This window comes from Niallia sp. FSL W8-0635 (assembly GCF_038007965.1).
Classification (GTDB): domain Bacteria; phylum Bacillota; class Bacilli; order Bacillales; family Cytobacillaceae; genus Niallia.
Window position 1 is genome coordinate 573,947 of record NZ_JBBOYD010000001.1, and the last position, 26,056, is coordinate 600,002.

Consider the following 26,056-nt stretch of genomic DNA (forward strand, 5'->3'; position numbering starts at 1 on the left):
ATAAGGGGGATTTATAGCGAAGAAATTTCACTAGGAATGAATGCTATTCTGCGTAAAGTTTAATATCCTTAGCGAATACTCCTGTATTCTCATTATCACAGGATTTTTTTTCTAATGTGATAGAGGTTGAACGTGGAGTATCTACTTTTCTAGTTTTAGTGAAGAAAGACTGATAAAATATGAAAGAGAAACAACAAAAGATCATTACTAAAAATAGGCTGTTTAGTACGAAACTCATTTATGCATCCTCCTTTGATTGTACCGATAACTTAACTATACAGTTGATTAATGAAGGCAATATAAAGATAGGGTTAATTTTAAATGGAGTCCGTGTAAAGAAAAATAGCTATGGAATAAAAAAGAGGTGTGTCGATGTATTTATCAGTAAAGGAAACCGCAGAATTGCTAGCGATTTCAGAAATAAAGGTAAAAAATCTTATTTTACAAAACCAAATTCGAGCCATTTTTGACGGAACGGATTATCTCATTAACAAAGAGCAATTTAATACGCATTTTAAGCAAGTTGAAAAATATAAAAAGCTTGTAGAAGAAGTGTGGAATGAACCGATTCCAGAAGATTTGGATATTAAGGATGAGGATTAATAACTAAGTAAATAGGATATCTTCACATAAAACCCTTTAAGATTATGCAGAGATATCCTTATATAATGTTACACTTCTAGCCATAAATGGGACCAATTTTCAATTTCTTTCATAATTGGTTCTAACGAACGCCCTTTTTCTGTTAAAGAATATTCAATTCTAACAGGTGTTTCAGGGTATACCTCTCTTACTACAATTCCTGCTTGCTCTAAATCCTTTAATCTCTCTGATAAAAGTCTTCCACTAATTCCAATGGAGGATTCTATAGAACAGAAACGTTGAGGACCATTTAATAGCTGATAAATAATTAAACCAGTCCAGCGTTGGCTTAAAATACTCATTGCTTTTTCAAACCGAGGACAAATCGTCGATTGGTTCATTTTACATCCCCCCCTTCCAAATATTATACAATAATTATTATTTTAAGTAAAAATATTATGAATCGTAATAAGATTACTTTACATTCGTTAATTATTAAAATAAAATTACTTACATAAAGTAAGTATGGACGATTAGGAGGAGAGATAATTGGTATTTCATGATAATCCCAATATTTATGCGAAAAGTGTTACGTTAAAAGTATCTGATTTAGAAAAGTCACTCCTATTTTATAAGGAAGTGATTGGCTTTTCTATCACAAGTCAGGAGAAGAAAAAAGCTGCTTTACATGCAGGTGCAGGTGAAGCCTTTCTGTTTTTAGAGGAATTAGATTTAGTCGAACCAAAAACAATGCGAACAACAGGACTTTATCATTTTGCGATATTAGTTCCGTCACGTCAGCACCTTGGTATGATAGTAACTCATTTATTAGAAACGGGATATCCCTTACAAGGGGCTTCGGATCACGCTGTTAGTGAAGCAATCTATTTAGCTGATCCAGATGGTAACGGGATTGAAATCTATCGCGATAGAAATTCGACAGAATGGGAATGGGAAGGTGACTTTGTTAGAATGGACACCGCCTATATGGACACAAAAGGGGTTCTTGCAGCTGCTAGTAATTTCCCATGGAATGGTCTTCCAGAAGGAACGATTCTTGGACATATCCACTTACATGTTGCAGAATTAGAAGAGACAGTTGATTTTTATGTCAAAGGATTGGGCTTTGAAGTCGTTCTACAATATGGGGAACAGGCATTTTTTCTTTCTACTGGCCGTTATCATCATCATATTGGTTTGAATGTCTGGAATGGTATTGGTGCTCCTGTGCCAAAGAAGAATCAAGTTGGCTTAGCGTATTATGATTTAAAGATACCTAGTGTGGAAAAACTCGAAGAAATAAAACAAAGACTTATAGTGTTAGGAGCAACAGTTACAGAAGAAGAGGATAGCTGGCACACGTGTGATCCATCAGGGAATATGATTCGTTTGATAACTACTTTGAAAAGATAAAAAAAATTGCATATTTCCTTTATTCTTATTAAACTTTTAGTTAGACAATACAAAAAATTCAGGTATTGTTATGAAACTAAGCATAGTAAAGGTGGGGGAATTGTTGCACAATAATCAAGGAGTTTACCAATACTTTATTGACAACGCAGATAGACTAACAGAAGAATGGTATAACAACCTAACCAAAGCTGACCCTAATGGTATATATGCTTCAACAGATCCTTATACCATTGAAATAATAAAGAAACAGAATAATGATTTTCATTCTCGCCTTGCTGGACTGTTCGTTAAGGATAAGAAAGAGTTTCTTAAAGATATAAAGGAATGGATTAATGAAATTGCATCAGATCAAGGGCATTTAGATACGCCAATCCATTATATTATTCGTGAATTTATTCGTACGAGAGAGCAATATTTTCAGCTGATTGAAGAATATGCTATTCAACATAATGTCGGTCAGGAGCGTGTAATTGATTGGAGCCATTCCGTTGTAAAGGTTCTAGATAAAATTATTTTGAGATATACGGAGGAGCACCATAATTATTCGAATAGACAGCTTGAAGCACAGCAAGAAATGATTAATGAGCTTAGTTCTCCCGTTATTTCTTTAAGTAAAACAAGGGCTCTCTTGCCTCTTGTTGGAGATATTGATACTGCACGTGCTGCTGCTATATTGGAAAATACGATAAAGCAATGTGCAGAAAAGAAAGTCTCTGAGTTATTTATTGACCTTTCCGGTGTAGTCATTATTGATACGATGGTTGCGCATCAAATATTCCAATTGATTAATGGGTTAAGCCTAATTGGTGTGAAAACGACGCTATCCGGAATTCGACCAGAAATTGCTACAACGGCAATCCAATTAGGACTATCGTTTGCAGATATATCCATTGCTTCCACGCTTTCTAAAGCACTAGAGCAAGATGATAAATTCCAAAAATAAAAGATTAAAGGTTATTTTCGTAATAATGCATTAGTGAAAGGGACGAGTAGGTTATTACCAAATTCAGTTATGTGAAATGTGACGACTATTATACAGCGTATGGAGGGGACATTTAAAGAGGCTCTAATCCTTAGGTGATTGTATGCTAGTAGGAAAATTTACGCCAAGATTACCTTGCTGGCTCACACAATCTCCAGCTCGCTGTAAAAGGTTACTTGACGTACTTGTTCTCTTTCATCGATTTCGAAATAGTTAATCTATTATGTTATTATTAATCAAAATGGAAATCTAGTGTTTTAGCTTTATCTAACAGCTTTTCTTGCTCAGTATAAACGTCACTTGTGCTTAACTGCATTGTCTTGATGGCGGAATTTTCCACAATGAAACCGATATTTCCACTCTTTCGTTCTCCTGGATTTAACACCCCGTTAAGCTCTTCTAGATAAATATCCTTCTCCCAAGTAATCATTTCACCTGTATTTGTTTGAACAAAAGCAATTGGAGAGAATTTCTTTTGTTCATCCGATTGATTTTCCATTTCCACGAAAAACTTAATGAAGGTAAATTGCTCATCATGTGTATAAGTATGATAAAAGTCAATTAAGCTATACGCAGGTCGATAATCGATTATTTTTGCATCTTTGACTGTTAGTTTTATGGAATCAACCTGAATGCTCTTTGTTTCTCCATCTAGGGCTTTTAAGGTTCCTTCTCCTTTTCTATCCCGGTAGAAATCTCCTGTAGCTAAAAGGGAAGTATCATCAATAACCTGCGGATTTGGAATATATGTATCAGTTGAAACAGGCATAACATTAACCTTTTGTGTGCTTGTCTCTGTTTTTTCTACGTCCTGGATTATCGTATTTGTAGTTGTATCTTTATTGGTGCTACACCCAGCTAGTAAAAGTAATAAAAGTGAATAAATAAAAATGCGGTTCAAAGTTGTATTCCTCCTATTGGAAAAGCTTCCCTTCAGTAGAAGACGAAGGGAAGCCTATTTGTTTATCTGATAAAAAAGGATAAGTTTTCTGAAGCTTATCAGCCCGAGGTTTGCCTGGATCTAATAGGCTTCCTGACTGTTACCTACAATAAGGAAACTTTGGCTCACTAACATTCCCCGTGTTTCCTTTATTTTCATGGCGCTCTGCAAGGAGCTAGTACTTTACTTAATTGTCCATAATTTTTACTTTTGCATTCAATAGGTCAAAAATAATTTTAGCATGATCTGTATTGTCCTTTTGTCCTGCAAAAAGGTTGCTGGATGGTCCATATGCATAAACAGGAACGTCTTCTCCAGTATGACCACCTGTAGTCCATCCTGTATTTGTACGTTTATTAAAGATATCTTCAATCGCATTGTCAATACTTGTTAGATCTTTTGTTTCAGCAGCTTTTTGAACTGCTTGAATTTCTTCTGACTTTAAGGAAAGGTTGATATACTTTTTCAAAGTGGACTCGACAGGAGCACCATTTACAATCAATTCTGCCATATAGTCAGGTGTCTTTGTTGCAGCTTTGATTGGCTCGCCGTACCAGTTATAATCCCCGTTTGCTGCAATCGAGAAGCCTCCTGTAGAGTGGTCAGCAGTAGCAACAACTAATGTGTTTTTATCCTTTTTGGCAAAGTCGATTGCTGCTTTGTAAGCTTTTTCGAAATCTTCCATCTCGCTCATCGCAGCGACAATATCGTTATCATGACCTGCCCAGTCAATTTGACTGCCTTCTACCATAAGGAAGAAGCCCTTTTTATTTTTATTTAAGCTTTCGATAGCAGTTTTTGTCATTTCTTCTAAAGACGGTGTTTCTTTTTCTCTGTCTATCATTTTTGGCATACCGGCTTCAGCAAATAGACCAAGCAACTGGGTATCTTTATTTTTCAGTAAATCACTGCGATTTGTAACATAATTATAGCCGGCTTTTTCGAATTCCGCCGTTAAGTCTCTGTCCTGACGTACAAAAAGATCTGTTCCTCCACCTAAGAGAACATCAACTTTGTGCTTCCCTTTTATCATTTCATCGAAATAATCATCGGCAATAGCATTCATGTTCTTGCGGCTAATATCATGGGATCCAAAAGCAGCAGGTGTCGCATGCGTAATTTCAGATGTTGCAACAAGACCAGTAGATTTTCCTTTTTCTTTTGCAGCTTCCAAGACTGTTTTCACTTCAGACTCGTCATTGTCTACTGAAATCGCGTTATTGTATGTTTTAATACCAGCTGACATTGCAGTTGCTGCAGAGGCAGAATCCGTCACATTTTGTGCGGGATCTTCTGGATATGTCATTTGCTGGCCAACTAAATAAGGATCAAAATATGTATTTTCTGCAATTTTTGTTTCTGGAGTGTCTTTTAAGTAGCGATAAGCAGAAGTGTAAGAAACACCCATTCCATCTCCTATAAGGAAGATAACGTTTTTCGGTTTCCCGTTACTGCTTCCACCATTTTTTGCTTCTGCCTCAGATCCTGAGAGTGCTGTCGCTATTCCAGCAATAGATAAAGAGGTGATGACGGCGATTGGTAGTAATTTTTTTTTCCATGATTTAGTGTTCAAATTCTTTCCCTCCAAATTATTGATTCGCTTTATTATCTAGGAAGGAAGTTAAGCTTGTTTTACATCTACTTTGAGATAATGTAAAAAAAACTAGGATAAAGGTACCCTAGTTAATTAGTCGTGGTATAGATTTGTTTTCTTCTTGAGGGAAGAAAGGAAGAACGATTAAGATTGATTATTCATGCTGAGGGGCATAAGCAACAAACTTACGATACAGTCTTATTTTAAAACGAGTTCTTTATTAAGCGCATAGGAAACAGCAGCTTTAGCATGTAAAAGGGTAGTATCAAATAATGGAATAGAGCTATCTTCCTGTTTAATAAGTAACGGTATTTCTGTGCATCCTAATATAATTCCTTCTGCGCCTTGAGCTAGCAGTTTGTCGATAATATGCAAATATATTTCCTTTGATTCAGGAAGGATAATCCCTTTGCATAATTCATCAAATATGATGCGATGGACGGCTTCTCTATCTTCTTTCTCAGGAACAATGGTTTCTATTTCTTGATCTAATAGTGCCTCTTTATAAAAGGAATGCTCCATTGTAAACATGGTGCCTAATAAGCCAACCTTTTTTAAACCAGCATCTTTTGCTTCGATCCCCGTAACCTCTGCTATATGAAGCAAGGGAATAGAAACAGCTGCTTGTACTTCTTTTGCCATTTTATGCATAGTATTTGTACAGATCAATACTATGTCTGCTCCTCCTGTTTCCAATGTTTTTGCAGCATGTATCATTAATTCAGTAGCTTTATCCCAGTTCCCAGCTTTTTGAAGGGCAACAATTTCCTCGAAGTCAAATGAATAAAGAAGGCATTTTGCGGAGTGTAATCCTCCCAGCTGTTCTTTCACAAATGTATTAATATAGCGATAATAATCAGCTGTTGATTCCCAACTTAAACCACCAATAAGTCCAATTGTTTTCATGGTAAAACTCCTTTCAATCATTTTTTTTCATGATATCATGGTATACTGGTATAGAATAGAGCCAGAAATTATATACTTTTATAGTACCAGTTTGAATTTTATTGGAGGATTTCCTATGATTTTTATCACGATTGATCGAGGTCAATCTATCTCCTTAACGCAGCAAATCTATGATCAAGTTCGTAATGGCATTTTGGAAAAACACTTAAAAGAAGGAGAAAAGCTGCCTTCTTCGAGAGAATTAGCAGGCTCTATTGGTGTATCTCGAAATATTGTTCTAGAAGCATATGAGCGCTTAATTGCAGAAGGATATTTGGAGGTTAGGCCAAAGGCGGGAACCTTTGTAGCACTAGGTACATCTCTTTCATTTGTAGAGAGAGCGATGTGGAAAGACACTCCAAGAAAAATTAGTGATAACAGAAAGACATATATAGATTTTAAAGCTGGTAATCCAGCAATAGATTATTTTCCTAGGAAGAAATGGGCACAATTGACGAAGGAGATTTGTTTACATTCGTCTGTAGAAGCCTTTGGATACGGAGAAGCATCAGGGATGAAGGCGTTAAAGGATGTCCTTGTTGATTATTTAAAGCGAGTAAGAGGAGTACAATGCAGGGCAGAGCAAATTTTCATTACATCTGGTGCTACTCAAGGCTTGAAGCTTATTACGGAAATGCTTGGCAAGGACAATAAAACCATTGCAGTCGAAGATCCTGTAACAGATGAAATGAGGAATATTTTTACCTTTAGCAATGCAAAGATTATTCCTGTTCCTGTGGATGAAAATGGCATTGACCCATATCGTTTGCCAGATCAATCACCTAGCTTTGTTTTTGTAATCCCTTCCCATCAATTTCCGTTAGGCGGTATTCTATCTATTCAAAGAAGACTTCAGTTAATAGAATATGCCGAAAAGATGAATTGTTATATTGTGGAAGATGATTATGACAGTGAATTTACCTATGAAGGGGCACCTGTACCGTCCATTCAAGGAATTGCGCCTAATCATGTAATTTATGTGGGAACCTTTAGCAAAATACTTTCTCCTGGTTTGCGAATTGGATATGTCATTTTACCAGAGGAATTAGTTGATTCCTTTGAACTAATTAAATGGTTTTCAGATCGACATACTTCTTCACTGGAACAATTAGTATTAGCACAGTTTATCAGGGAAGGGTATTTAGATCGACATGTACGCAAAATGAAAAAAATATATAGAGAAAAAAGAGAGCGATTGGTTTCAGCTATTCAACATAATTTTCAAGACGCTACCATTATTGGTAAATCAGCAGGCATGCATTTAGTTGTTGAGATTCCAGGCGTAGATTTTCGTCCATCATTCATACATAAAATGGAACAATCGGGAGTGAAGGTATACCCTATTGAACAATATAGCTTAGAAAAAGGGAAGCATAAGGAAAGAATTGTAATGGGGTATGGTGGACTATCTTTAGAGGAAATCGAAAAGGGTGTTCGTTTATTAAGAAAAGCAATTGAAGCGAATGGAAAATCCAATTTTTAATGGAAAAACTATCTGCCATTCATTCTTTTTTCATTTGAAGTATGTAAATATATATAGAGAAGTAAATTATTATCCTAAGGAGTATCTAATATATGAATAAATCAAGAAAAAGCGTCTTTTCAAAAAAGTGGTTAACCATTCTTATTGGGATACTCATTATTCTTTTATTCATCCCAACCCCTTATTATTTAAATCAACCTGGTTCTATTGAAGCACTTGCACCAAAAGTGACAGTAGAAGATGGAACAAAGTCAGAAAAAGGTAGCCTCAATTTAACAACTGTTTATTCGATTAAGGCAAATAATCCATATATCTATTTATACGGATTAGTCGCACCTCATACGGAAATACGAAAAGAGGAAGAGGTAAAAGGGAATCTTAGTGACGAAGAGTACAATAAACTATTGCTTCATATGATGGATAGTTCTAAGCAAAATGCAATTATAGCTAGTCTGCATGAAGCAGGAAAAAAAGTTCAGTTTGACTATAACGGTATTTTTGTTGCTCAAGTATTAGAAAACTCGAAAGCAAAGTCTATTATTGAAGTTGGAGATATTATTCAAAAGGTAGATGGTCAAGAGTTTACGAAAAGTGAAGATCTAATTGCGTATTTAAAGGGAAAGCAAGAGGGAGACACTGTCGAGCTTGAGTTTATGCATGGGAAGGAAAATAAGGAAGCATCAGTTGAAGTAATTGAATTAGATAAAAAAACAGGACAAGTAGGAATTGGTATTGCGCCTGAGGATAATATGACGATAAATCCTTCTATTGATGTAGCCATTAACAGTGAAAATATCGGCGGTCCTTCAGCTGGATTGATGTTTTCTTTAGAAGTTTATAATCAAATTGTCAAAGAGGATTTAACAAAGGGTTATAAAATTGCAGGTACTGGTACAATGGATGCGGAAGGAAACGTTGGACAAATCGGCGGAATCCAACACAAAATAGTCGCTGCACATAAAGCAGATGTTGATATATTCTTCTATCCACGAGATATAACAGAATACGATACCAATGAAAAAGAAATTAACGAGCAAGTGAAGGAAGAAGGGTACACAGATATAAAGATTGTTCCAGTAAGCACATTGAAAGAGGCAATAGAGTACTTGGAAAAGCTCCCTGAGAAGAAATAAACGATATAGAGAATCGTTTTTTTACATAGTTCACTAAATGAAAAAAGATTGTTTAACTAGTATCTCCTTATTCATTTAAGGGGATTTTTTTTATGAGGCAACTGTAGAAATTCTAGCGTTTAGAAAAGCCTGAAATGGGAAAGTTATATATAAGAAATGAAAAGCACGAAGGTGTGTCGGTAAAACGGCATATACAAGGAGGTTCACGATGTCAGAATTTTTCAGTGGTCTTTTTAATATTCTTTACGGAGCTTTTGGAGTTCCTCTCCTTTTAATCGTTATTATTATTCTCGTCATTGTTGTATCGCAAAGAAGACGAAAAAAGAAGATGAAACAAGAAGACTGGATGGGGCATTCACCAGTTGAGAAAATTGAAAAAGAGGATAAGAAGAAGTAGAATAGCTTCTTCTTTCATGTAAATGGAAGCATAATTAATTCCCTTATTTTTAATAGGGGAATTAATTTTATTTTAAGCATTCCTCTTTCTCATTCATTGGGCCAGCTTCATCGTACTTTAATTTCCTCCTTTCTATTGGTTTATTAAGTTAATTATTGCGAAAATGCGGATATATTGTAAAGCGATAGGATGTATGAATAGCAACTATTTCTGTTAAACAAATTACTAAATCCAAACTGTGTGAAAAAGAGAAAGTGAACTAGGTAAAAAGAAGGAGAGGATAAATAAAAAACAGGGAAGAAAGGTACGATGGACACTAGAGGATGGGGTTAATAATCATTAATCTTAATATTAATAGTACCTTTTATAAAAGAGGGAACATTCTGTATTTTTAAAACGTATGAATGTTTAAGCTACATGAAAACAAGAAAGAAATGCTCAACATTCAGAACGATTACTTGCCTGTTATTATATTGTAAAGAGATTGAATCGATTTCGAAATCCATGAAATAGTCTGTTTTGCTACAATGAAGGATAGCCTACATAAGACATAATGACGTGAAGTTAGCATAAATATATTATTTAGAAATGATTAAAAACATTCAAAATGGATAGCAGGGGGAAGTTATGACATTAGAAAAAAAACTAATTGAAAAAACGTATTATGAAGGATATTTACAAGATAGAGAAGAGTCGCCAATGGAGGTTTTAGGGCAATTATATATAGCCGAACAAAGAAAGAATGTCCCTGATATGACTTCCATCCGCTTTGCACAAGGTGAATTATATTTTCAATACCATGACTATGAAGCGGCTATTTTTAAATGGGAGAATATTAGTAATGAATTGGAACCTTGGGCGAAAAAAAATCTCGCAGATGCATACTTGGAATTAGAGGAATATTCTACTGCCGAAAGCTTTTATAAAGAGATTGTAACAGAGTCTGATCTTTTAAAAACAGAAATATCTATGCAGTTATTTTCTTTATATTTCCAAAAAGGAAATCATGAAATGGCATTAGAGATTATCAATAATCTGGTCGTTTCTAATCCTGATTATGCTAATATAACAACTATTGCCAAATCGTACTATGAAGAACAACAAAATTGGGAAAAGGCTATTGAGCTTGCTGTTAATGAAGGGCGAAGAACAGATGCTTTGAAATGGTACGAAGCCCTGATTCATTATAGTAACCTAGGTGTGATTACCCAGTTTGAGCCTGCGTATTTTATAGAGAGTTTGAAAAATCTTCAAGAATTAGATTTTGTTACTTTTGAGAGATTAGCAGTATCATTATGGAAAAACTATGAAGATACTTCTCATTATTTAACATGGGTAGCTGTGTTTAATACGATTTATGAACCAGTTCCAAGTGAAGGGGAAGAAGGACTGTCCCTTATTTTAGAAAAAGCATATGCGCATTTAATCAGTGGTAATTATCCAATTAAAGAAGTACAAGAAATGATTCCATCCCTTTTATCTAATTATTTCTTATCATCTACTGGAAAACGGGTTTTATCTGCGGCATCTGCAGTATTAGCTTGGAATGAAATGTTTAAGCACTCTATCGAGTATTCCGTTGTATCAAAGGCTGAAATGGTAATTAATGAAACGAATGGGACGAATGTATCCTTCCAGCAATTTATGCATTTATTTGATTCTATTATACACTGGGCAGATAAACATGATATTCCACTTGATAAGAAGTTTACGCAGAAGGTACAGGATTATCTTCCATCAGATCATTACCAATTGTTGATGGTCGGATCACAAGGAAGTGGCGTGAATGCTTATATAAATGAGCTTGTAGGAGAAACCGTTTTAGCAGAAGATACAAGCGCAATCCTGACAGTAAAAGATAATGATTATCTTGAAATTAATGAAGTAACCAAGTCTGGATTAAGACCAATTGATACACTAACTAACTTCTATGAGGAATTATTGATCCATCAGCCTTCATCTGAAAATCCGAGAGTATTTCAATTAGATACTCCTTCCCATTACTTAAACCAGAATCGATGGACCGTTACAACTGCTCCTTTTGTAGAAAATGAATCTTATGCAGATTATGCGATGCTTGCTGATAGTCTTTTATTTGTTATTAATGAACAATCTGTTTTTTCGTATAAAGAATATGAACAGTTAAAGCAATGGAAGGAAAAATCTCCATTTTTAACGATTCAATTTTTGATTTATATGGACGATGTGGAAAATGAGAAGGTGGCAACGAAACGTTTACAAAAAGCTACAGCAGCCATTCAGCATTACTTCCCAGATAGCAAAATATTTATCTACTCTAAGCAGGAAGATAGAAAAATTCAATTAGATGAGGTTAGCCGTTACTATCAACAGCATTTTGAAGGAAGAAATATGCAAGAAGAACGACTTCAAAGCTGCATTTCGATTATTCAAGATTTAATTACAAATCTATTGGATAAACGATTAGATATGGAAAATAGTTTGAAGGCATCTCTAGAATTGTATGAGGAAATGGTAAGTAAGCTAACTGGCGCAAGAAATCAGCTAATAGATATGGAAGCGTCAAAAATCGAATTAATTACCAAGCAGTTTGAAGAGATTAAAACAGAAACGCAAGAGGCAATTAAGAAAGATATTCCTGCTATATTAAAAGGTTGTAAGGATTTTGTGAAAGAAGATAGTGATTTTACGAAGATTCATGCTTCTCTTAATGAAGAGATGAATAAACGAGTAAATCAGTATATCAATGAAACATTATCTCCTCGAATCCATCGAAGCATAGAGGAATGGATTCAGGCTTCTAATAATCAGTTAATAGAAGGCCAACAATTCCTACAAGAGCTTTGTGAAGGCTTTAATGGTATTTATAAAGAGCATCCATTAGCGTTATCCTGTGACTTTGCGATTATAGAAGATTGGAAAAGGGATGCCCGCCGTTTGTCAAGTGGACTTCGTATTGATCCGTTAAATATTTTCAATCGCTTTAATGCGTCTCAAGTATTTTTAAAAAGTGCAGGAAAGCTACTGGGAGCCATTCAACAAAATAAAAAAATGCTACAATCTAAATATCAAAAGTATATCGAAACAGAAGACTTTTCAGAAGTGGTATCATCTGTTTCGACAGCTGTTCTACAGCATTTTGATTTCTACGAAAAAGGATTGGAAAATGATATCAAGATGTTCTTTATCAGTCCAAAGGTAACATTAGAGCAGGTTGCTGAAGAAAAATCCAAAGACATAGAGGAATACAAAAATTTATTAGAACGCTTAAAGAATAATCCAGAAATGTTCCATGATCCATTGAAATTATTTGAATTACGTTTGTTGCAGTACGATTGGTTAGCCAATACATCGAAGCCAGCAACAACCTGGATTTAAAGAATGTAAAAAGGGAGAAAAATAGTCGAAATATCGATTATTCTTCTCCCTTTTTTATATAATAAAACAAAATTATAATTTAAATGAACTTTTTAAAGAAACAATCCGGTTAAATACAGGTTTTTCAGCTGTTGTGTATTTAGGATCCACATTGAAATATCCATGACGGAAGAATTGGAATTTATCTTGTGGTTTAACATCTTTCATATTAGGCTCTATAAATCCTTGAATAACTTCTAACGAATTTGGATTCACATAATCTAAGAACGTTTTTCCTTCTTCCATTTCCTCATCTTCATCACTAATAAGTGGTTCGAATAAGCGGAATTCAGCAGGGATAGCTTGTGTTGCTTCTACCCAGTGCAATGTTCCTTTAACTTTTCTGCCCGTAAAGCCAGTTCCACTTTTCGTTTCTTGATCATACGTACAACGAAGCTCAATTACGTTTCCTTCTTCGTCTTTTATTACTTCTTCACATTTAATGAAGTAGGCATGCTTTAATCGTACTTCATTACCAGGGAATAAGCGGAAGTACTTCTTCGGAGGATTCTCCATAAAGTCTTCTTGTTCAATATAAATTTCACGAGAGAATGGAATTTGTCTAATCCCCATCTCAGGATTTTCTGGATTGATTTCTGCATCTAACATTTCTACCTGACCTTCTGGGTAGTTAGTAATAACTACTTTTAAAGGATTTAAAACCCCCATTGTACGAGGCGCCTTTAATTTTAAATCTTCACGTACAAAGTGATCAAGCATAGCAGAATCAACTGCTCCAGAACCTTTTGAAATTCCTAATTCCATACAGAAATTACGGATTGCTTCTGGTGTTACTCCTTTTCTTCTTAAACCAGAGATAGTAGGCATACGAGGGTCATCCCAACCATCCACAAATTTTTCGTCTACAAGAAGTTTTAATTTACGTTTACTCATTACAGTGTTTGTAATATTTAAACGACCAAATTCAATTTGCTGTGGCGTGGTTTCCATTTCACATTCACGAACAACCCAATCATAAAGAGGACGTTGGTCTTCAAATTCAGTCGTACAAAGAGAATGTGTCACACCCTCAATCGCATCTTCTAACGGATGAGCAAATGCGTACATCGGGTAAATACACCATTTATCTCCTGTATTATGATGTGTTGCATGGGCAATACGATAAATAACAGGATCTCTTAAGTTAATATTAGGAGAAGCCATATCAATTTTTGCGCGAAGCACCTTTTCACCGTTACCGAACTCTCCGTTACGCATTGCTTCGAATAATTGTAGATTTTCTTCAATGGAACGAGTACGATAAGGACTTTCTTTTCCTGGTTCTGTTAACGTACCACGATATTCACGAATCTCATCAGCAGATAAATCATCTACGTAAGCTAACCCTTTTTTTATTAATAAAACAGCACGCTCGTACATTTCTTCAAAATAGTCAGAAGCAAAGAGCAGATTTTCCCACTCATATCCTAGCCATTCTACATCTTCTTTAATAGAGTTCACATATTCAATGTCCTCTTTTAAAGGGTTCGTATCGTCAAAGCGTAAGTTTGTTTTCCCACCAAATTCATCTGCTAGTCCGAAATTAATAAAAATAGACTTAGCATGACCAATATGCAAATAGCCATTTGGTTCTGGCGGAAAGCGAGTGATAACCGTATCATGCTTTCCTGTTTCCAGATCTTCTTTCATGATGTTTTTTATAAAATTAGAGCCAATCTCCAAGATTATAGCCACCTTTCTAATATGTATGAATACTTTTAGTCTTTAATAGTGAGCATAGTAATTCGTTTTTATCGAAAATATCAAAACAATCTTAGTATGATTATATCAATAATATAACCAATATTTTATTATAAACTTCATAGAAAGGAAACGAAAGTACAATTAATTTGTAAAATTTATGGTTTTTGATAATTTTTATGTAAGGTTATGGATGTTTTTGATAATTTTATCCATTTTATAGGTGGTTGATTAGCAGTATATAGTGGAGGTATGGAGAAATTAGGAGGATGAACGCCAAAAGAGCTGGGGGAAGAAGGAGAAAGGGTTCCGTTTTCGGATGCATTCTTACTAAATGACACAAGAAAAGACGTATGAATTGGTGTTTACGCCAAAAAGTTAGAGTTTTTATTATGCAGCTGATTGGCTGGGAGATTAGCTGAAGCATCCGAACTAATAATAGACGGAAAAATTCCGCCTATTGGCTCGAAAACTCCGAAATTATCTTATTTTTCTGAGTATAAGCGAAAAAAATTCCCTTATTTACTCCAAAAAATTCTCCATACTGGATTTAACCGGAAAAACGCCGCTAATTTTACTTTCGCGGTTCTTCGGTAAAGGAGAAGACATCTTATTAAATGATTACAATGAGCCATATCACTTGTGACTTATGTTTCATATTCCTAATTAAGAAACGCGCCAATTACTACGACGAGTTTTCCCTTTTTATATACCCATCCCATAATGATGCCAATCAGTAGTCATTTCAGTGTATATTTATGATGCATTCATTACCATTATGAAAGCCAAAAATAAATAAGCCAAAAGAAAAAAGATTTTTATAAAAATAAAATGCCCCTTAATTTACTAAAAGCAAAAGAGGCATTCTACAAAAAATCTACATAATCAATCTAACAATAGCCATACACACTACTCCGAATAATACGGTAGTTAATAAGCTTCTGCTAAGAAAAGCAACCAGTATTGTAGGGATAGTCGCAAGGAGTGCCTCCCAATTAATATGGATACTATTACTTCCGCTACTTTCTAAAAGACTTTCTACAATTAAACCAGTAAAAATACATACAGGAAGATAGGAAAGCCATTTTTCAACTGGAGCAGAAATGGTGAAATTGCGTGCAACCAAAAATGGAATAATTCTTGGAATAAATGTTACAAGTGTACAACCAATTACTAAAAGAAAAAAGCTAGTGTTACTCATCATTTATCTGTCACCACCCCAATTGTAGCTACCACGATGGTTGAAATAATGACACTTAGGCTACTTGATAAGAAAGTGGAGAAAATGAGCATACATATTATCATCAATGTGATTAATAATAAATAGTGTTTCAGTTTAGTAGGTTCAATTGTTTGCAATTGCAGAATTAATAACGCAATAAACATGGCTGGCAAAGCATAGTCTAATCCAAACTGTTCAGGATCTGGGAACCAGCCGCCAATATATCCCCCGACAGTACACGCTGCTATCCATACAAGGTAGGCAGTAAGATTTAGTCCATTCATCCAGCGATCATTAATTGGTTCTTTTCTAGCAATTTTCGTAATAGCTACTCCAAATGACTCGTCTGTAACAAGGCTTCCAATACCGATGTTTTTCATTACGGAATATTGTGTGAATTTCGGGGCTAATGCTGAGCTTAATAACAAGTGGCGCAAATTCACAATGAATGTTGTAAGGATAATGGCGCTAATCGGACTTGCTGCAGCGATCATTGCACAAATAATAAATTGAGAGGCACCTGCATAAACAAATGTGGCAAGTAAAAAAACATGTAGTACAGATAATCCAGACGATACACCGACTACGCCCATTGCTAGGCCAATGCTGATATAGCCTAGTAACGTTGGAATACAGTCTTTCACCCCATCCAAATAGGAGAGTGTTTGTTGTTCTTCTTGTTTTTCTAATTTTAAACTTTCCACGGTCAATCCCCTTTATTGCGAATTAGTAATTGCATTTATTATATAAGGGAGAAAAATTTTAGGCAATGCCTTAATATATGAAGATAGTAGAGATGAAAATTATGGCTATTTTACGAAGCTTATAATAAAGCCATCATAGCCTTTTATTCCGACTGTTTGTAGCCCAACAGACTCTAATCGGGAATCATTAGATAGAATATCGATAAAATGCCGAATGCCAACTACTTTTGGATTTTCACTTGTAGTACGTGATTATATAAAAATGAGAAGCTTGCAAGAGTGTAAGTAGAGGATATAAGGGTTACTAATAAACTAGCAATTTGTACAAAAAGATGAGTATTAAATAAAAACACAAAAATAAAAACCATTCTCATCATATCTAGAAGAATGGTTTTGTTTATACTTCTTTTCGTTTCGTGTTAATCGTTCCTGCTTTGTTTTTGTTTTTTTCGTAATTGGTATAATAGTTCCCCATGATCCTCTTCGCATTGTTGTATCAAATCCACTTTCTCGCAATGCTTTTTCTCGCTTCTTTCTTGCAGCTGATTTAGCCATTGGTTTTCCTCCTTAGATGTTAATCATTTTCCATTTAATTATACATCATAAAGGAGAAGAATAGGAAATGGCGAATCGTTACGAAATCGAATGTTTAGCTAATTTAGGATGTCGATGCATCATTGTAAATAAGAAAATCCCGCTTGCTAATAAGAGAAAACTAGTTGAAAAGAATACCATAGAGAAACCAAAATTACCTGCAATCACTCCACCTAGGGCAGGACCAATAATATTGCCTAGAAAACGGAGACTTGTTTCATATCCCATTACTTCTCCTTGCATGGCAATTGGTACCTCTTGACGAATATAGGCTATTCGAACAGGAATCATTCCACCAATTGCTACACCGAGAATAAAGCGAATAATAAGCAATTGCCAGTATTGGTTAACAAAGCCCCCTGGGAAGTAAATAATTCCCGCAATAAATAAGAGAATAACAAGTATTTTCAAATGTCCAGAGCGATCGCCCATTTCTCCCCATTTCCTTGCCATCAGCAAGTTACCTAATCCTGCAGCAGAGAAAGCTAATCCAGCGAAAAAGGCAATATTCTCAGGTCCATGCAATTCCCCGACATATAAAGAAAGAATTGGCTGGATACTAAAATGAGCAATTTGAATAAAGGCTGAGATAAGAAGCACGGTAATAAAAACAGGATTCTTAAGGATATAGGCCAAAACTTCTTTACTTGTATAACTACTTTTTGTACCCTTTTGGACAGGTAGAACAAATTCTTTCGTAGTAAATACTAGAATCGCAGAAATAAAGATTGCGAACGAAGTAAATCGGAAAGTCGCTCCATAGCCAAAACTATCTGCTAACACTCCTCCAAGTAATGGACCAATCAATGCGCCAGTAATACTTCCTGTTTGTAATGTTCCTAATACTTTACCCGCAATTTTTTTTGGAGTTTGTGTAGAGATAAATGCTTGTGACATTGGAATAAAACCGGTGAAAAATCCTGTGAAGAAACGAAGAATAAAAACTTCCCATACTGAATTGGCAAAGCTCATAAGAAATATCGATACACCAAGACCGATTGCTAAAATTATAAGTATTGTCTTTCTGCCGAATTTATCGCCAATTTTTCCCCAGATTGGTGAAAATAAAAAGGCGGCTACAAAGGTGACAGAGAAACATAGTCCAGACCAATGCTGAACAAATTCTGGTGAATATTGACCAAAGGATTCAATATAAAGAGATAGAAATGGGAGAACCATAGTCATACAGGCACTTATAAAAAAGTTTGCGAACCACATGATTCCTAAATTTCGTTTTGAATATTTTTGGTTTTCCATATTGTAATACACTTCTTTCTAATGTAGAAATTATTTCATTAAAGGCACCCTCCATCTAGGGTGGAATGAGAATTCGAAAGGAAGGACGAGGAGATTGTAAAAAATAACACAAACAATTTCGTTTAACTAAATATTAGTTTAACGTAAAATTTACATAAAGGAAAGTATTTTGGATGCCTTTTTCCAACAGACGTTCGATTTTCGACGAAATGGCAAAGGAGTATTCTTCAATAAATGCTGTTTTCTAGCGGTTTATAGCTTTCTATAGGAGTATGAAATTTACTGGAATTACCAATGTAGGAGTGTTATATTTTTATATAAAAAAATTGCTCAAAACATTTACAAACGAGAAATAAAATGTACTTATTAGAGATGTTCTTTCTAGAAAAACAAATGTATTTTTAAGGAGGATAGCACTTGATTATTTATGAGTAAATAGTGATAATAGCAATAGTGAATAATTTTGAAAATTAATACTATTTAACAATCAATGGGAGTTGTCGAAATGAAGGTTGTGAAATTTGGGGGTAGTTCATTAGCTACGGGGAATCAACTGGAAAAAGTATTGCAAATAGTAAAGGAAGACAAGGAAAGACGGATAGTAGTTGTATCTGCTCCTGGAAAAAGATATGAAGCGGATACGAAGGTTACTGATTTATTAATTCAGTGCGCAACAGCAGTAGTAAATGGAGGGAGTCCGTCCCCTTATCTAGAGGAAGTATTAGCGAGGTATGCGAGTATTGCTAAAGAATTGGATCTTTCCAGTGATATTATAGCGAATATTAAAAATGATTTATTAGAACTAATAAAAAATACTGATGATGAAGATGCTTTTATGGAAGCGATGAAAGCTAGTGGAGAAGATAATAATGCAAAATTAGTAGCGCATTTTTTTAAAGATAGAGGACTGGATGCAATCTATGTGAGTCCGAAAGAAGCGGGGTTAATTGTAAGTGATGATCCTGGAAATGCGCAAGTACTTGCCGAATCATATGATCGATTATTCGCTTTAAGAGAACAAAAGAAAATCATTGTATTCCCAGGTTTTTTTGGTTACAACGAATCAGGAAAAGTCGTTACTTTTTCAAGGAGTGGCTCAGATATTACAGGTGCGATTCTCGCTAATGGAGTAAAAGCGGATTTGTATGAAAACTTTACAGATGTTGATGCAGTATACTCCGTCAATCCTTCCATCGTTAAGCAACCAAAAGAAATTAAGGAGTTAACTTATCGAGAGATGCGCGAATTATCTTACGCGGGATTTTCTGTATTTCATGCAGAAGCTCTGATCCCAGCTTATCGTGCTGGAATTCCTGTTCAAGTAAGAAACACGAATAATCCTTCTGCGCCAGGAACAAGAATTGTTGCATCAAGAAGTAATACAAATGGACCAGTAATTGGAATTGCTAATGATAAGGGATTTTGTTCCATTTATATAAGTAAATACTTAATGAACCGAGAAGTTGGTTTTGCTAGAAAGGTTCTATCGATATTAGAGGAATACCATATTTCATATGAACATATGCCTTCTGGAATTGATGATTTAACCATCGTTTTGCGTCAGAACCAATTAGTAGGAAAAAGTGAACAAGAAATACTAGCAAGAATTTCTGATGAATTACAAGTAGATGAAATAAAGGTAGAGCATGACTTGGCACTTATCATGCTTGTAGGAGAAGGGATGCGTCATAATGTCGGTACAAATGCTCGAGCATCCAAGGCACTTGCAGAAGCTGGAGTAAACATTGAAATGATTAACCAAGGATCATCTGAAGTAAGCATGATGTTCGGAGTAAAAGAAACAGTTGTCAAAAAAGCAGTAAAGGCAATTTATGAAGAGTTCTTTCAATAAATCATTTGTTAATGGAAAGAACTTTAAAGAAATACTCAGGGTACACTATAAGCCATAGCAAAAAGAAGTTCATTTATCAAAACTTTATTTGAAAAATGAACTTCTTTTTTAATTTGTGTCTATTATTCAAATCTTAAGAAATTTTAAAAAGTTTTCTTGTATATAAATTAACAAAAAGTTATAATAAATGCATTACAAAAGATAGATATATTAATATAAGAGCGGTAAAGAGTAAGTTTTTTTTATCTTATATTATCGGAAAATTCTATATTATATAAATATAGGGTTTTTACATCGAAAGAGGGGGATCTACCATTGAAGAAAAAAGGATTTTTATTTGCATTATTTATGTCGATTGTACTTGCATTAGCAGCATGTGGTACAAACTCTGAAAATGCAAGTGGTGATGGAGAAGGAAAAAAGAAATTAAGAGTAGTAACAGATGCGGCTTACGCACCATTTGAATACATGGATAAAGACAAGATTATTGGCTTTGATGTGGATGTTTTCACTGCAGCAGCAGAGGAAGCTGGATATGAGTTTGAAATTGTCAATGTTGGATGGGATCCTGTATTTGCGGAATTAGAGAATGGAACAGCGGATGTAGGCTTATCTGCAATCACGATTAACGAGGATCGTTTGAAGTCCTATGATTTCTCTATCCCCTATTTTGAGAGCACAAATAAAATTTTAGCTCCAGAAGGTACGGATATTGAGAAAGCTGATGATTTAGTAGAGAAGACAGTAGCAGTCCAAGCAGGAACTACAGGCGCAGATGCAGTGGATGCGCTTCTAGGAAATGGCAATGAGAAAGTGAAAAAGTTTGAAAATAATAATCTAGCTATTCTTGAAATGAAAAATAACGGTGCAGATGCAGTTGTTGCAGATAATGCAGTACTTGAAACATATGCTAAAAATAATCCACAGGACAACTTTACGGTAATTGAAGATAAGGAAGGGTTTGAATCGGAGTATTATGGCTTCATGTTCCCAAAGGATAGTGAAATTGTGGAAGATTTCAGCAAAGGACTTAACGCTATATTGGATAATGGAAAATATGCAGAAATTTATAAGGAATGGTTTGGGCAGGATCCAGATATTGAAAATTTAAAAGCACAACAATAGAACAATCGCAGATGAGGAAGGGTACTCAAAATGGGCATTTCCCCGCTTTAACAATTAGGGAGCACAAATTTTTCTTCCATATTGTAGCTAAGTGAGGGGGTTCCTTCTGAGTGCCCTTTTTTAATAAGAATTGGTGCTTTTCTATTATCAAAAGGTAAATGAATAGAGTCATAATGTTATTTTGGAGGAGTAGGAATGGATTTTAATTTCACGATCATTTTGGAGTATGCAGATTTATTTAAAAAAGGAATATTAGTAACCATTCAATTATCCTTATATGCGATTGTGTTTGGTACTATTTTAGGATTATTAATTGGTCTTGGAAAAATAGCAAAAAATCAGTGGATTTCCTTTCCTTTTCGCTGCTATATTGCTATTTTTCGTGGAACTCCCCTTTTTGTACAAATCCTAATTATTCATTTTGGGTTTATTCCGTTATTCTTGAATACCACTAATGCCATGGTAGCAGCAATTGTGGCATTATCACTAAATGCTGCTGCTTATATCGCAGAGATTTTCCGAGCTGGAATCGAGTCAATAGACCGTGGTCAAATGGAAGCAGCAAGGTCTTTAGGGATGACGCACATACAGGCGATGCGTTACATAATTTTACCACAGTCTATTAAACGAATGATTCCGCCACTTGGCAATGAATTTGTCGTATTGATTAAAGATTCCTCTTTAGCAGCTGTTATAGCTGCACCGGAGTTGATGTATTATGCAAGGCTGATGATGGGGCAATATAATCGAGTTTGGGAGCCGTATTTAACGGTAGCTGTTATTTACCTAGTTCTAACTTTAACATTAAGCTTCTTCTTAACTCGTTTGGAAAGAAGGTTGAAAACAGAATGATTGTTGTAGATAAATTGAAAAAGTCTTTTGGAGATAATGAAGTATTAAAGGATATTAGTGTAACAATTAACCCGCAAGAGGTAGTCGTTATTATTGGACCTTCTGGATCAGGGAAGTCCACTTTTCTAAGATGTATCAATTTATTAGAAAGTATAACAGATGGTACCATTCAAATTGAAGGCAAGAACATTACGGATAAGTCTACCAATATTAATGAGGTTCGTAAGGATGTAGGCATGGTATTTCAGCAGTTTAATTTATTCCCTCATAAAACGGTTCTCCAAAATATCATGCTTTCTCCTATGAAGGTAAAAAAAGTATCCAAGGAAGATGCTAAGAAAAAGGCACTGGCATTATTGAAGAAAGTAGGATTAGAGGATAAAGCAAGTGTATATCCAGATTCCCTTTCAGGTGGACAAAAACAACGTGTAGCAATTGCTAGAGCGTTAGCGATGGAACCAAGTATTATGTTATTTGATGAGCCAACATCTGCTCTAGACCCAGAGATGGTAGGAGAGGTGTTGGAAGTAATGAAGGATCTTGCGAAGGAAGGCATGACAATGATTGTCGTAACCCATGAAATGGGCTTTGCCAGAGAGGTTGGCGATCGAGTTATTTTCATGGACGGCGGATACATTGTGGAAGAAGATACACCAACAGAGTTATTTAGTAATCCTAAGGAAGAGCGTACAATCTCTTTCTTGAGTAAAGTATTATAAGAATTTGCCAAAACAATCGTGAAACTCTATTTTTTAAAGGAGATTCACGATTGTTTTTTTATAGGGATTAGGAATCAAATTTTTATTATAGCATAAGAGATTTGTAAACGATAACAACGTTTATATAACAAGATTTAATAAGGAAACATAAGTTGTGTGATTAATTCTGAATATTTTTATAATTAAAAATTCTTATTATACTTTGTAGAAAATTACCGTTAATATAAAAGAAATCGAAATTAAGGGATATGAAGGAAGCTACATTTTTATTCTCAAGCGGTATTCCTTATGAAGAGCAAAATTATTAGGAGGGGTAGTATGTTAAAAAAATGGCATAGTGAATTGGCCGAGATGTTTGATCAAATGGTTGAGTGGAGAAGACATTTCCATCAGTATCCGGAACTATCTTTCCAAGAGGTGGAAACACCAAGAATGATTGCTGAAATTTTAGAAGGATTCGGTATTGAGGTTAGAAGAAATGTAGGGGGTAGAGGTGTTGTTGGAAAAATCTATGGTGCAAAACCAGGAAAAACTATTGCATTAAGAGCTGATTTTGATGCCCTGCCAATACAGGATGAAAAGGACGTACCATATAAATCGAAGGTACCTGGCGTTATGCATGCATGTGGGCATGATGGACATACAGCTACCTTATTAGCAGTAGCAAAGGTTCTTCAAGATAATAGAGACAGCATTGCAGGAAATATTGTCTTACTCCATCAGCATGCTGAAGAGATGTCACCAGGTGGAGCAAAGGCGATGATTGAAGATGACTGTTTAAAAGATGTGGATGTTGTATATGGTGCCCATCTTTCTTCTCTAAGTGAATTAGGAAAATACCATTATAGACCAGGATATTCCCAAGCGGCAGCAGATGCTTTTGAAATTACGATTAAAGGAAAAGGGGGACATGGCTCAGCACCTCACGAAACGGTAGATGCGATTGCAATCGGCACTGCATTAGTGACTCAGCTACAATTTATTGCTAGTAGACGTGTAGATCCATTAAATCCTGTTGTATTGTCCGTAGGCTCGTTCCATGCGGGAAATGCGAAAAACGTAATTGCTGATCATGCAGTGATGAAAGGGACTGTTCGTACATTAGATGAAGACTTGCGCTTATTTATGGAAGAGGAAATTAAATTAATGGCAAACGAAATTTGCGAAAGCATGCAGGCTACTTGTGAGATTAATTATATTAAGGGATACCCTGCTGTATATAACCATGAGGAAGAAGTAGAGGTCTTTGAAAAAGTAATTGAAGATACACTTGATAAGAATATGTTAGTTCGTTCTGCACCAATTATGGGGGCAGAGGATTTCTCCTACTATTTACTTGAAAAGCCTGGTATGTTCTTTCATACAGGAGCAAAGGTAGAACAGGAAAAAGCTTATCCTCACCATCATCCAATGTTCGATTTTGATGAAAGAGCAATGATTTATGCTGGAAAAGCATTCTTAAGTATTGTCGATAATTATGTATCGTCACAGGTGAAAGAAAACCTTGCTGAACCAGTTCTATAAAAAAAGCATTTCCGAAAACAAATGGGATGGGAGCGATAAATAGATGTTAGATAAATGGTATAAAGAAATCGAAGCAATGTATGACCAAATGGTAGAGTGGAGACGACATTTACATGAAAATCCAGAACTGTCTTTTCAAGAAGTAAAGACAAGTCAAATGATTGGTGATTTGTTAGAAAGCTTTGGCATTGAGGTAAGAAGGAATGTCGGTGGAAACGGCGTCGTCGGTAAAATTTATGGGGCAAAGCCAGGAAAAACCATTGCATTACGAGCAGACTTTGATGCATTACCTATTCAGGATGAAAAAAATGTGGATTTTAAATCGAAAGTACCAGGTGTAATGCATGCATGCGGACATGATGGTCATACAGCTACTTTATTAGCAGTAGCCAAAGTTTTACAGGAGAATTCTGATGATTTAGCAGGAAATGTGGTGCTGCTCCATCAACATGCTGAAGAATTACCACCAGGTGGAGCCATTGCAATGATTGAAGATGGCTGTTTGGATGGAGTAGATGTTGTATATGGTGCCCACTTGGCGTCAGGTAGTGAGTTAGGAAGTGTCCTCTTTAGAATAGGACCTGTTTCTGCTTCGAGTGATACATTTGAATTGAAAATTCAAGGAAAGGGCGGGCATGGTGCTTCCCCTCATCAAACAATTGATGCAATTGCAGTCGGTGCACAAATTGCAAATCAGTTAAAGCATATTGTCAGTAGACGAGTAAATCCACAAAAACCTGCAGTTATTTCCATTGGTTCTTTCCATGCTGGAAATGCAGGAAATGTCATTGCAGATACGGTGGAACTAACAGGAACAGTCCGTACATTTGATGAAGATGTTCGCCTACTGATTGAAGAAGAAATGGAACAATTAATTAGTGGAGTGTGTAAAGCATTTCACGCTGAATATGAGTTTAGCTATACAAAAGGCTATCCATCTACTGTTAATACAGCAGATGAAACGAATATTCTAGAAAACTGCTTGAAAGACGTCTTACCTGAAAGCAAGCTTGTAAAAATAGAAAAGCCTGGCATGGGTGGAGAAGACTTTTCTTACTATCTACAAAATCGTCCAGGATGTTTCTTCTCAGTTGGAGCTCGTAATGAAGAAATTGATGCTGTCTATCCTCATCATCACCCAAAATTTACGTTTGATGAAAGTGCAATGCTGCATACAGCCAAAATATTTTTAGGCTTGGTAGATTACTATACGAATGCAGAAAAGAAAGAGGCTTTAGTGAATAGCTCCACTATATAAAATTAGAAAAAATCTAACGTTCACACAGGTGGTAAGCGCCTATCAGCTAGCAAACTTCTGATCATCTCCCTACGATAAGTCAACATCAGTTCACTAACGTTCACTGTGTTTCCTTTATCTCAGTCGGTGTTCTTCCAGTTTGTACGCTGATAACCAGGCGCTTACGCTTTATGAAATAACAGGGAATAAGGTTCTAATTCAGGAAACGATCTAGCTCCAGCGCCTATCAGCTAGCAAACTTCTGATCACCTCCCTACGATAAGTCAACATCAGTTCACTAACGTTCACTGTGTTTCCTTTATCTCAGTCGGTGTTCTTCCAGTTTGTACGCTGATAACCAGGCGCTTACGCTTTATGAAATAACAGGGAATAAGGTTCTAAGT

23 protein-coding genes are annotated in these 26,056 nt (G+C 35.5%); 13 read left to right on the top strand and 10 right to left on the bottom strand.

Features of this window, described 5'->3' with window-relative positions; all coding sequences use genetic code 11:
• Positions 1–43: 43 nt before the first annotated feature.
• Positions 44–238 (bottom strand): hypothetical protein, encoded by a 195-nt coding sequence (locus NYE52_RS02890; protein ID WP_341191683.1) that lies wholly within the window; start codon positions 236–238, stop codon positions 44–46.
• Positions 239–372: 134 nt separating this feature from the next.
• On the opposite strand from NYE52_RS02890, the gene NYE52_RS02895 reads away from it, so the two are divergent.
• Positions 373–603 carry an excisionase family DNA-binding protein gene (locus NYE52_RS02895; protein WP_341191684.1) on the top strand — a complete coding sequence of 77 codons (231 nt, stop codon included), beginning with the start codon at positions 373–375 and terminating at the stop codon, positions 601–603.
• 68 nt (positions 604–671) lie between these two features.
• Here the strand turns inward: NYE52_RS02895 and NYE52_RS02900 are convergent, their stop codons facing one another.
• Complete coding sequence (locus tag NYE52_RS02900; RefSeq protein ID WP_341191685.1) at positions 672–983, bottom strand: winged helix-turn-helix transcriptional regulator; 312 nt, start codon at positions 981–983, stop codon at positions 672–674.
• 148 nt (positions 984–1,131) lie between these two features.
• On the opposite strand from NYE52_RS02900, the gene NYE52_RS02905 reads away from it, so the two are divergent.
• A complete protein-coding gene (locus tag NYE52_RS02905) occupies positions 1,132–1,995 on the top strand; it encodes a VOC family protein (protein ID WP_341191686.1) in 864 nt (287 codons plus the stop codon).
• Between the two features lie 103 nt (positions 1,996–2,098).
• Positions 2,099–2,938, top strand: a complete 840-nt coding sequence (locus NYE52_RS02910; protein WP_341191687.1) for an STAS domain-containing protein — start codon at positions 2,099–2,101, stop codon at positions 2,936–2,938.
• Between the two features lie 271 nt (positions 2,939–3,209).
• Here NYE52_RS02910 and NYE52_RS02915 read toward each other — a convergent pair whose 3' ends face one another.
• The 3 genes from NYE52_RS02915 to NYE52_RS02925 all read right to left on the bottom strand — a co-directional run bounded on the left by NYE52_RS02915 (position 3,210) and on the right by NYE52_RS02925 (position 6,417).
• Positions 3,210–3,878, bottom strand: coding sequence for a DUF4352 domain-containing protein (locus NYE52_RS02915; RefSeq protein WP_341191688.1), 669 nt, complete (start codon positions 3,876–3,878; stop codon positions 3,210–3,212).
• A gap of 226 nt (positions 3,879–4,104) precedes the next feature.
• Positions 4,105–5,490: an alkaline phosphatase gene (locus tag NYE52_RS02920; protein ID WP_341191689.1), complete on the bottom strand. Its 1,386-nt coding sequence runs from the start codon at positions 5,488–5,490 to the stop codon at positions 4,105–4,107.
• A gap of 219 nt (positions 5,491–5,709) precedes the next feature.
• Positions 5,710–6,417 (bottom strand): aspartate/glutamate racemase family protein, encoded by a 708-nt coding sequence (locus NYE52_RS02925; RefSeq protein WP_341191690.1) that lies wholly within the window; start codon positions 6,415–6,417, stop codon positions 5,710–5,712.
• A 115-nt stretch (positions 6,418–6,532) separates the two neighbouring features.
• Between NYE52_RS02925 and pdxR the strand changes: the two genes are divergently transcribed.
• The 4 genes from pdxR to NYE52_RS02945 all read left to right on the top strand — a co-directional run bounded on the left by pdxR (position 6,533) and on the right by NYE52_RS02945 (position 12,826).
• Positions 6,533–7,939: a MocR-like pyridoxine biosynthesis transcription factor PdxR gene (pdxR, locus tag NYE52_RS02930; RefSeq protein ID WP_341191691.1), complete on the top strand. Its 1,407-nt coding sequence runs from the start codon at positions 6,533–6,535 to the stop codon at positions 7,937–7,939.
• A gap of 92 nt (positions 7,940–8,031) precedes the next feature.
• Entirely contained in the window at positions 8,032–9,072 is a 1,041-nt protein-coding gene (locus NYE52_RS02935) for a SepM family pheromone-processing serine protease (protein WP_341191692.1), read from the top strand.
• A gap of 208 nt (positions 9,073–9,280) precedes the next feature.
• Positions 9,281–9,469 (top strand): hypothetical protein, encoded by a 189-nt coding sequence (locus tag NYE52_RS02940; protein ID WP_341191693.1) that lies wholly within the window; start codon positions 9,281–9,283, stop codon positions 9,467–9,469.
• 627 nt (positions 9,470–10,096) lie between these two features.
• Complete coding sequence (locus tag NYE52_RS02945) at positions 10,097–12,826, top strand: tetratricopeptide repeat protein (RefSeq protein WP_341191694.1); 2,730 nt, start codon at positions 10,097–10,099, stop codon at positions 12,824–12,826.
• Positions 12,827–12,898: 72 nt separating this feature from the next.
• On the opposite strand, the gene NYE52_RS02950 is transcribed toward NYE52_RS02945, so the two are convergent.
• The 5 genes from NYE52_RS02950 to NYE52_RS02970 form a co-directional block, all read right to left on the bottom strand.
• Complete coding sequence (locus NYE52_RS02950) at positions 12,899–14,548, bottom strand: glutamine--tRNA ligase/YqeY domain fusion protein (protein ID WP_341191695.1); 1,650 nt, start codon at positions 14,546–14,548, stop codon at positions 12,899–12,901.
• A gap of 895 nt (positions 14,549–15,443) precedes the next feature.
• Entirely contained in the window at positions 15,444–15,770 is a 327-nt protein-coding gene (locus NYE52_RS02955) for an AzlD domain-containing protein (protein WP_341191696.1), read from the bottom strand.
• Positions 15,767–16,492, bottom strand: coding sequence for an AzlC family ABC transporter permease (locus NYE52_RS02960; protein ID WP_341191697.1), 726 nt, complete (start codon positions 16,490–16,492; stop codon positions 15,767–15,769). The genes NYE52_RS02955 and NYE52_RS02960 overlap by 4 nt, the downstream gene beginning before the upstream one ends.
• A 339-nt stretch (positions 16,493–16,831) precedes the next feature.
• Complete coding sequence (locus NYE52_RS02965; protein ID WP_341191698.1) at positions 16,832–17,047, bottom strand: hypothetical protein; 216 nt, start codon at positions 17,045–17,047, stop codon at positions 16,832–16,834.
• A 78-nt stretch (positions 17,048–17,125) separates the two neighbouring features.
• A complete protein-coding gene (locus NYE52_RS02970) occupies positions 17,126–18,343 on the bottom strand; it encodes an MFS transporter (protein ID WP_341191699.1) in 1,218 nt (405 codons plus the stop codon).
• Positions 18,344–18,848: 505 nt separating this feature from the next.
• Between NYE52_RS02970 and NYE52_RS02975 the strand changes: the two genes are divergently transcribed.
• From NYE52_RS02975 to NYE52_RS03000, 6 genes are all read left to right on the top strand, one after another.
• Positions 18,849–20,195, top strand: a complete 1,347-nt coding sequence (locus tag NYE52_RS02975) for an aspartate kinase (RefSeq protein WP_341191700.1) — start codon at positions 18,849–18,851, stop codon at positions 20,193–20,195.
• Between the two features lie 315 nt (positions 20,196–20,510).
• The gene (locus NYE52_RS02980; protein WP_341191701.1) at positions 20,511–21,320 is read left to right on the top strand and encodes a basic amino acid ABC transporter substrate-binding protein; all 810 of its coding nucleotides are present in this window, start codon (positions 20,511–20,513) and stop codon (positions 21,318–21,320) included.
• A 195-nt stretch (positions 21,321–21,515) separates the two neighbouring features.
• On the top strand, positions 21,516–22,172 hold the full coding sequence (locus NYE52_RS02985; RefSeq protein ID WP_341191702.1) for an amino acid ABC transporter permease: 657 nt from the start codon (positions 21,516–21,518) through the stop codon (positions 22,170–22,172).
• A complete protein-coding gene (locus NYE52_RS02990) occupies positions 22,169–22,891 on the top strand; it encodes an amino acid ABC transporter ATP-binding protein (RefSeq protein WP_341191703.1) in 723 nt (240 codons plus the stop codon). Before NYE52_RS02985 ends, NYE52_RS02990 begins: the two co-directional genes overlap by 4 nt.
• A gap of 318 nt (positions 22,892–23,209) precedes the next feature.
• Positions 23,210–24,415 (top strand): amidohydrolase, encoded by a 1,206-nt coding sequence (locus NYE52_RS02995; protein ID WP_341191704.1) that lies wholly within the window; start codon positions 23,210–23,212, stop codon positions 24,413–24,415.
• Positions 24,416–24,458: 43 nt separating this feature from the next.
• Complete coding sequence (locus NYE52_RS03000) at positions 24,459–25,673, top strand: M20 family metallopeptidase (protein ID WP_341191705.1); 1,215 nt, start codon at positions 24,459–24,461, stop codon at positions 25,671–25,673.
• Positions 25,674–26,056: the final 383 nt, after the last annotated feature.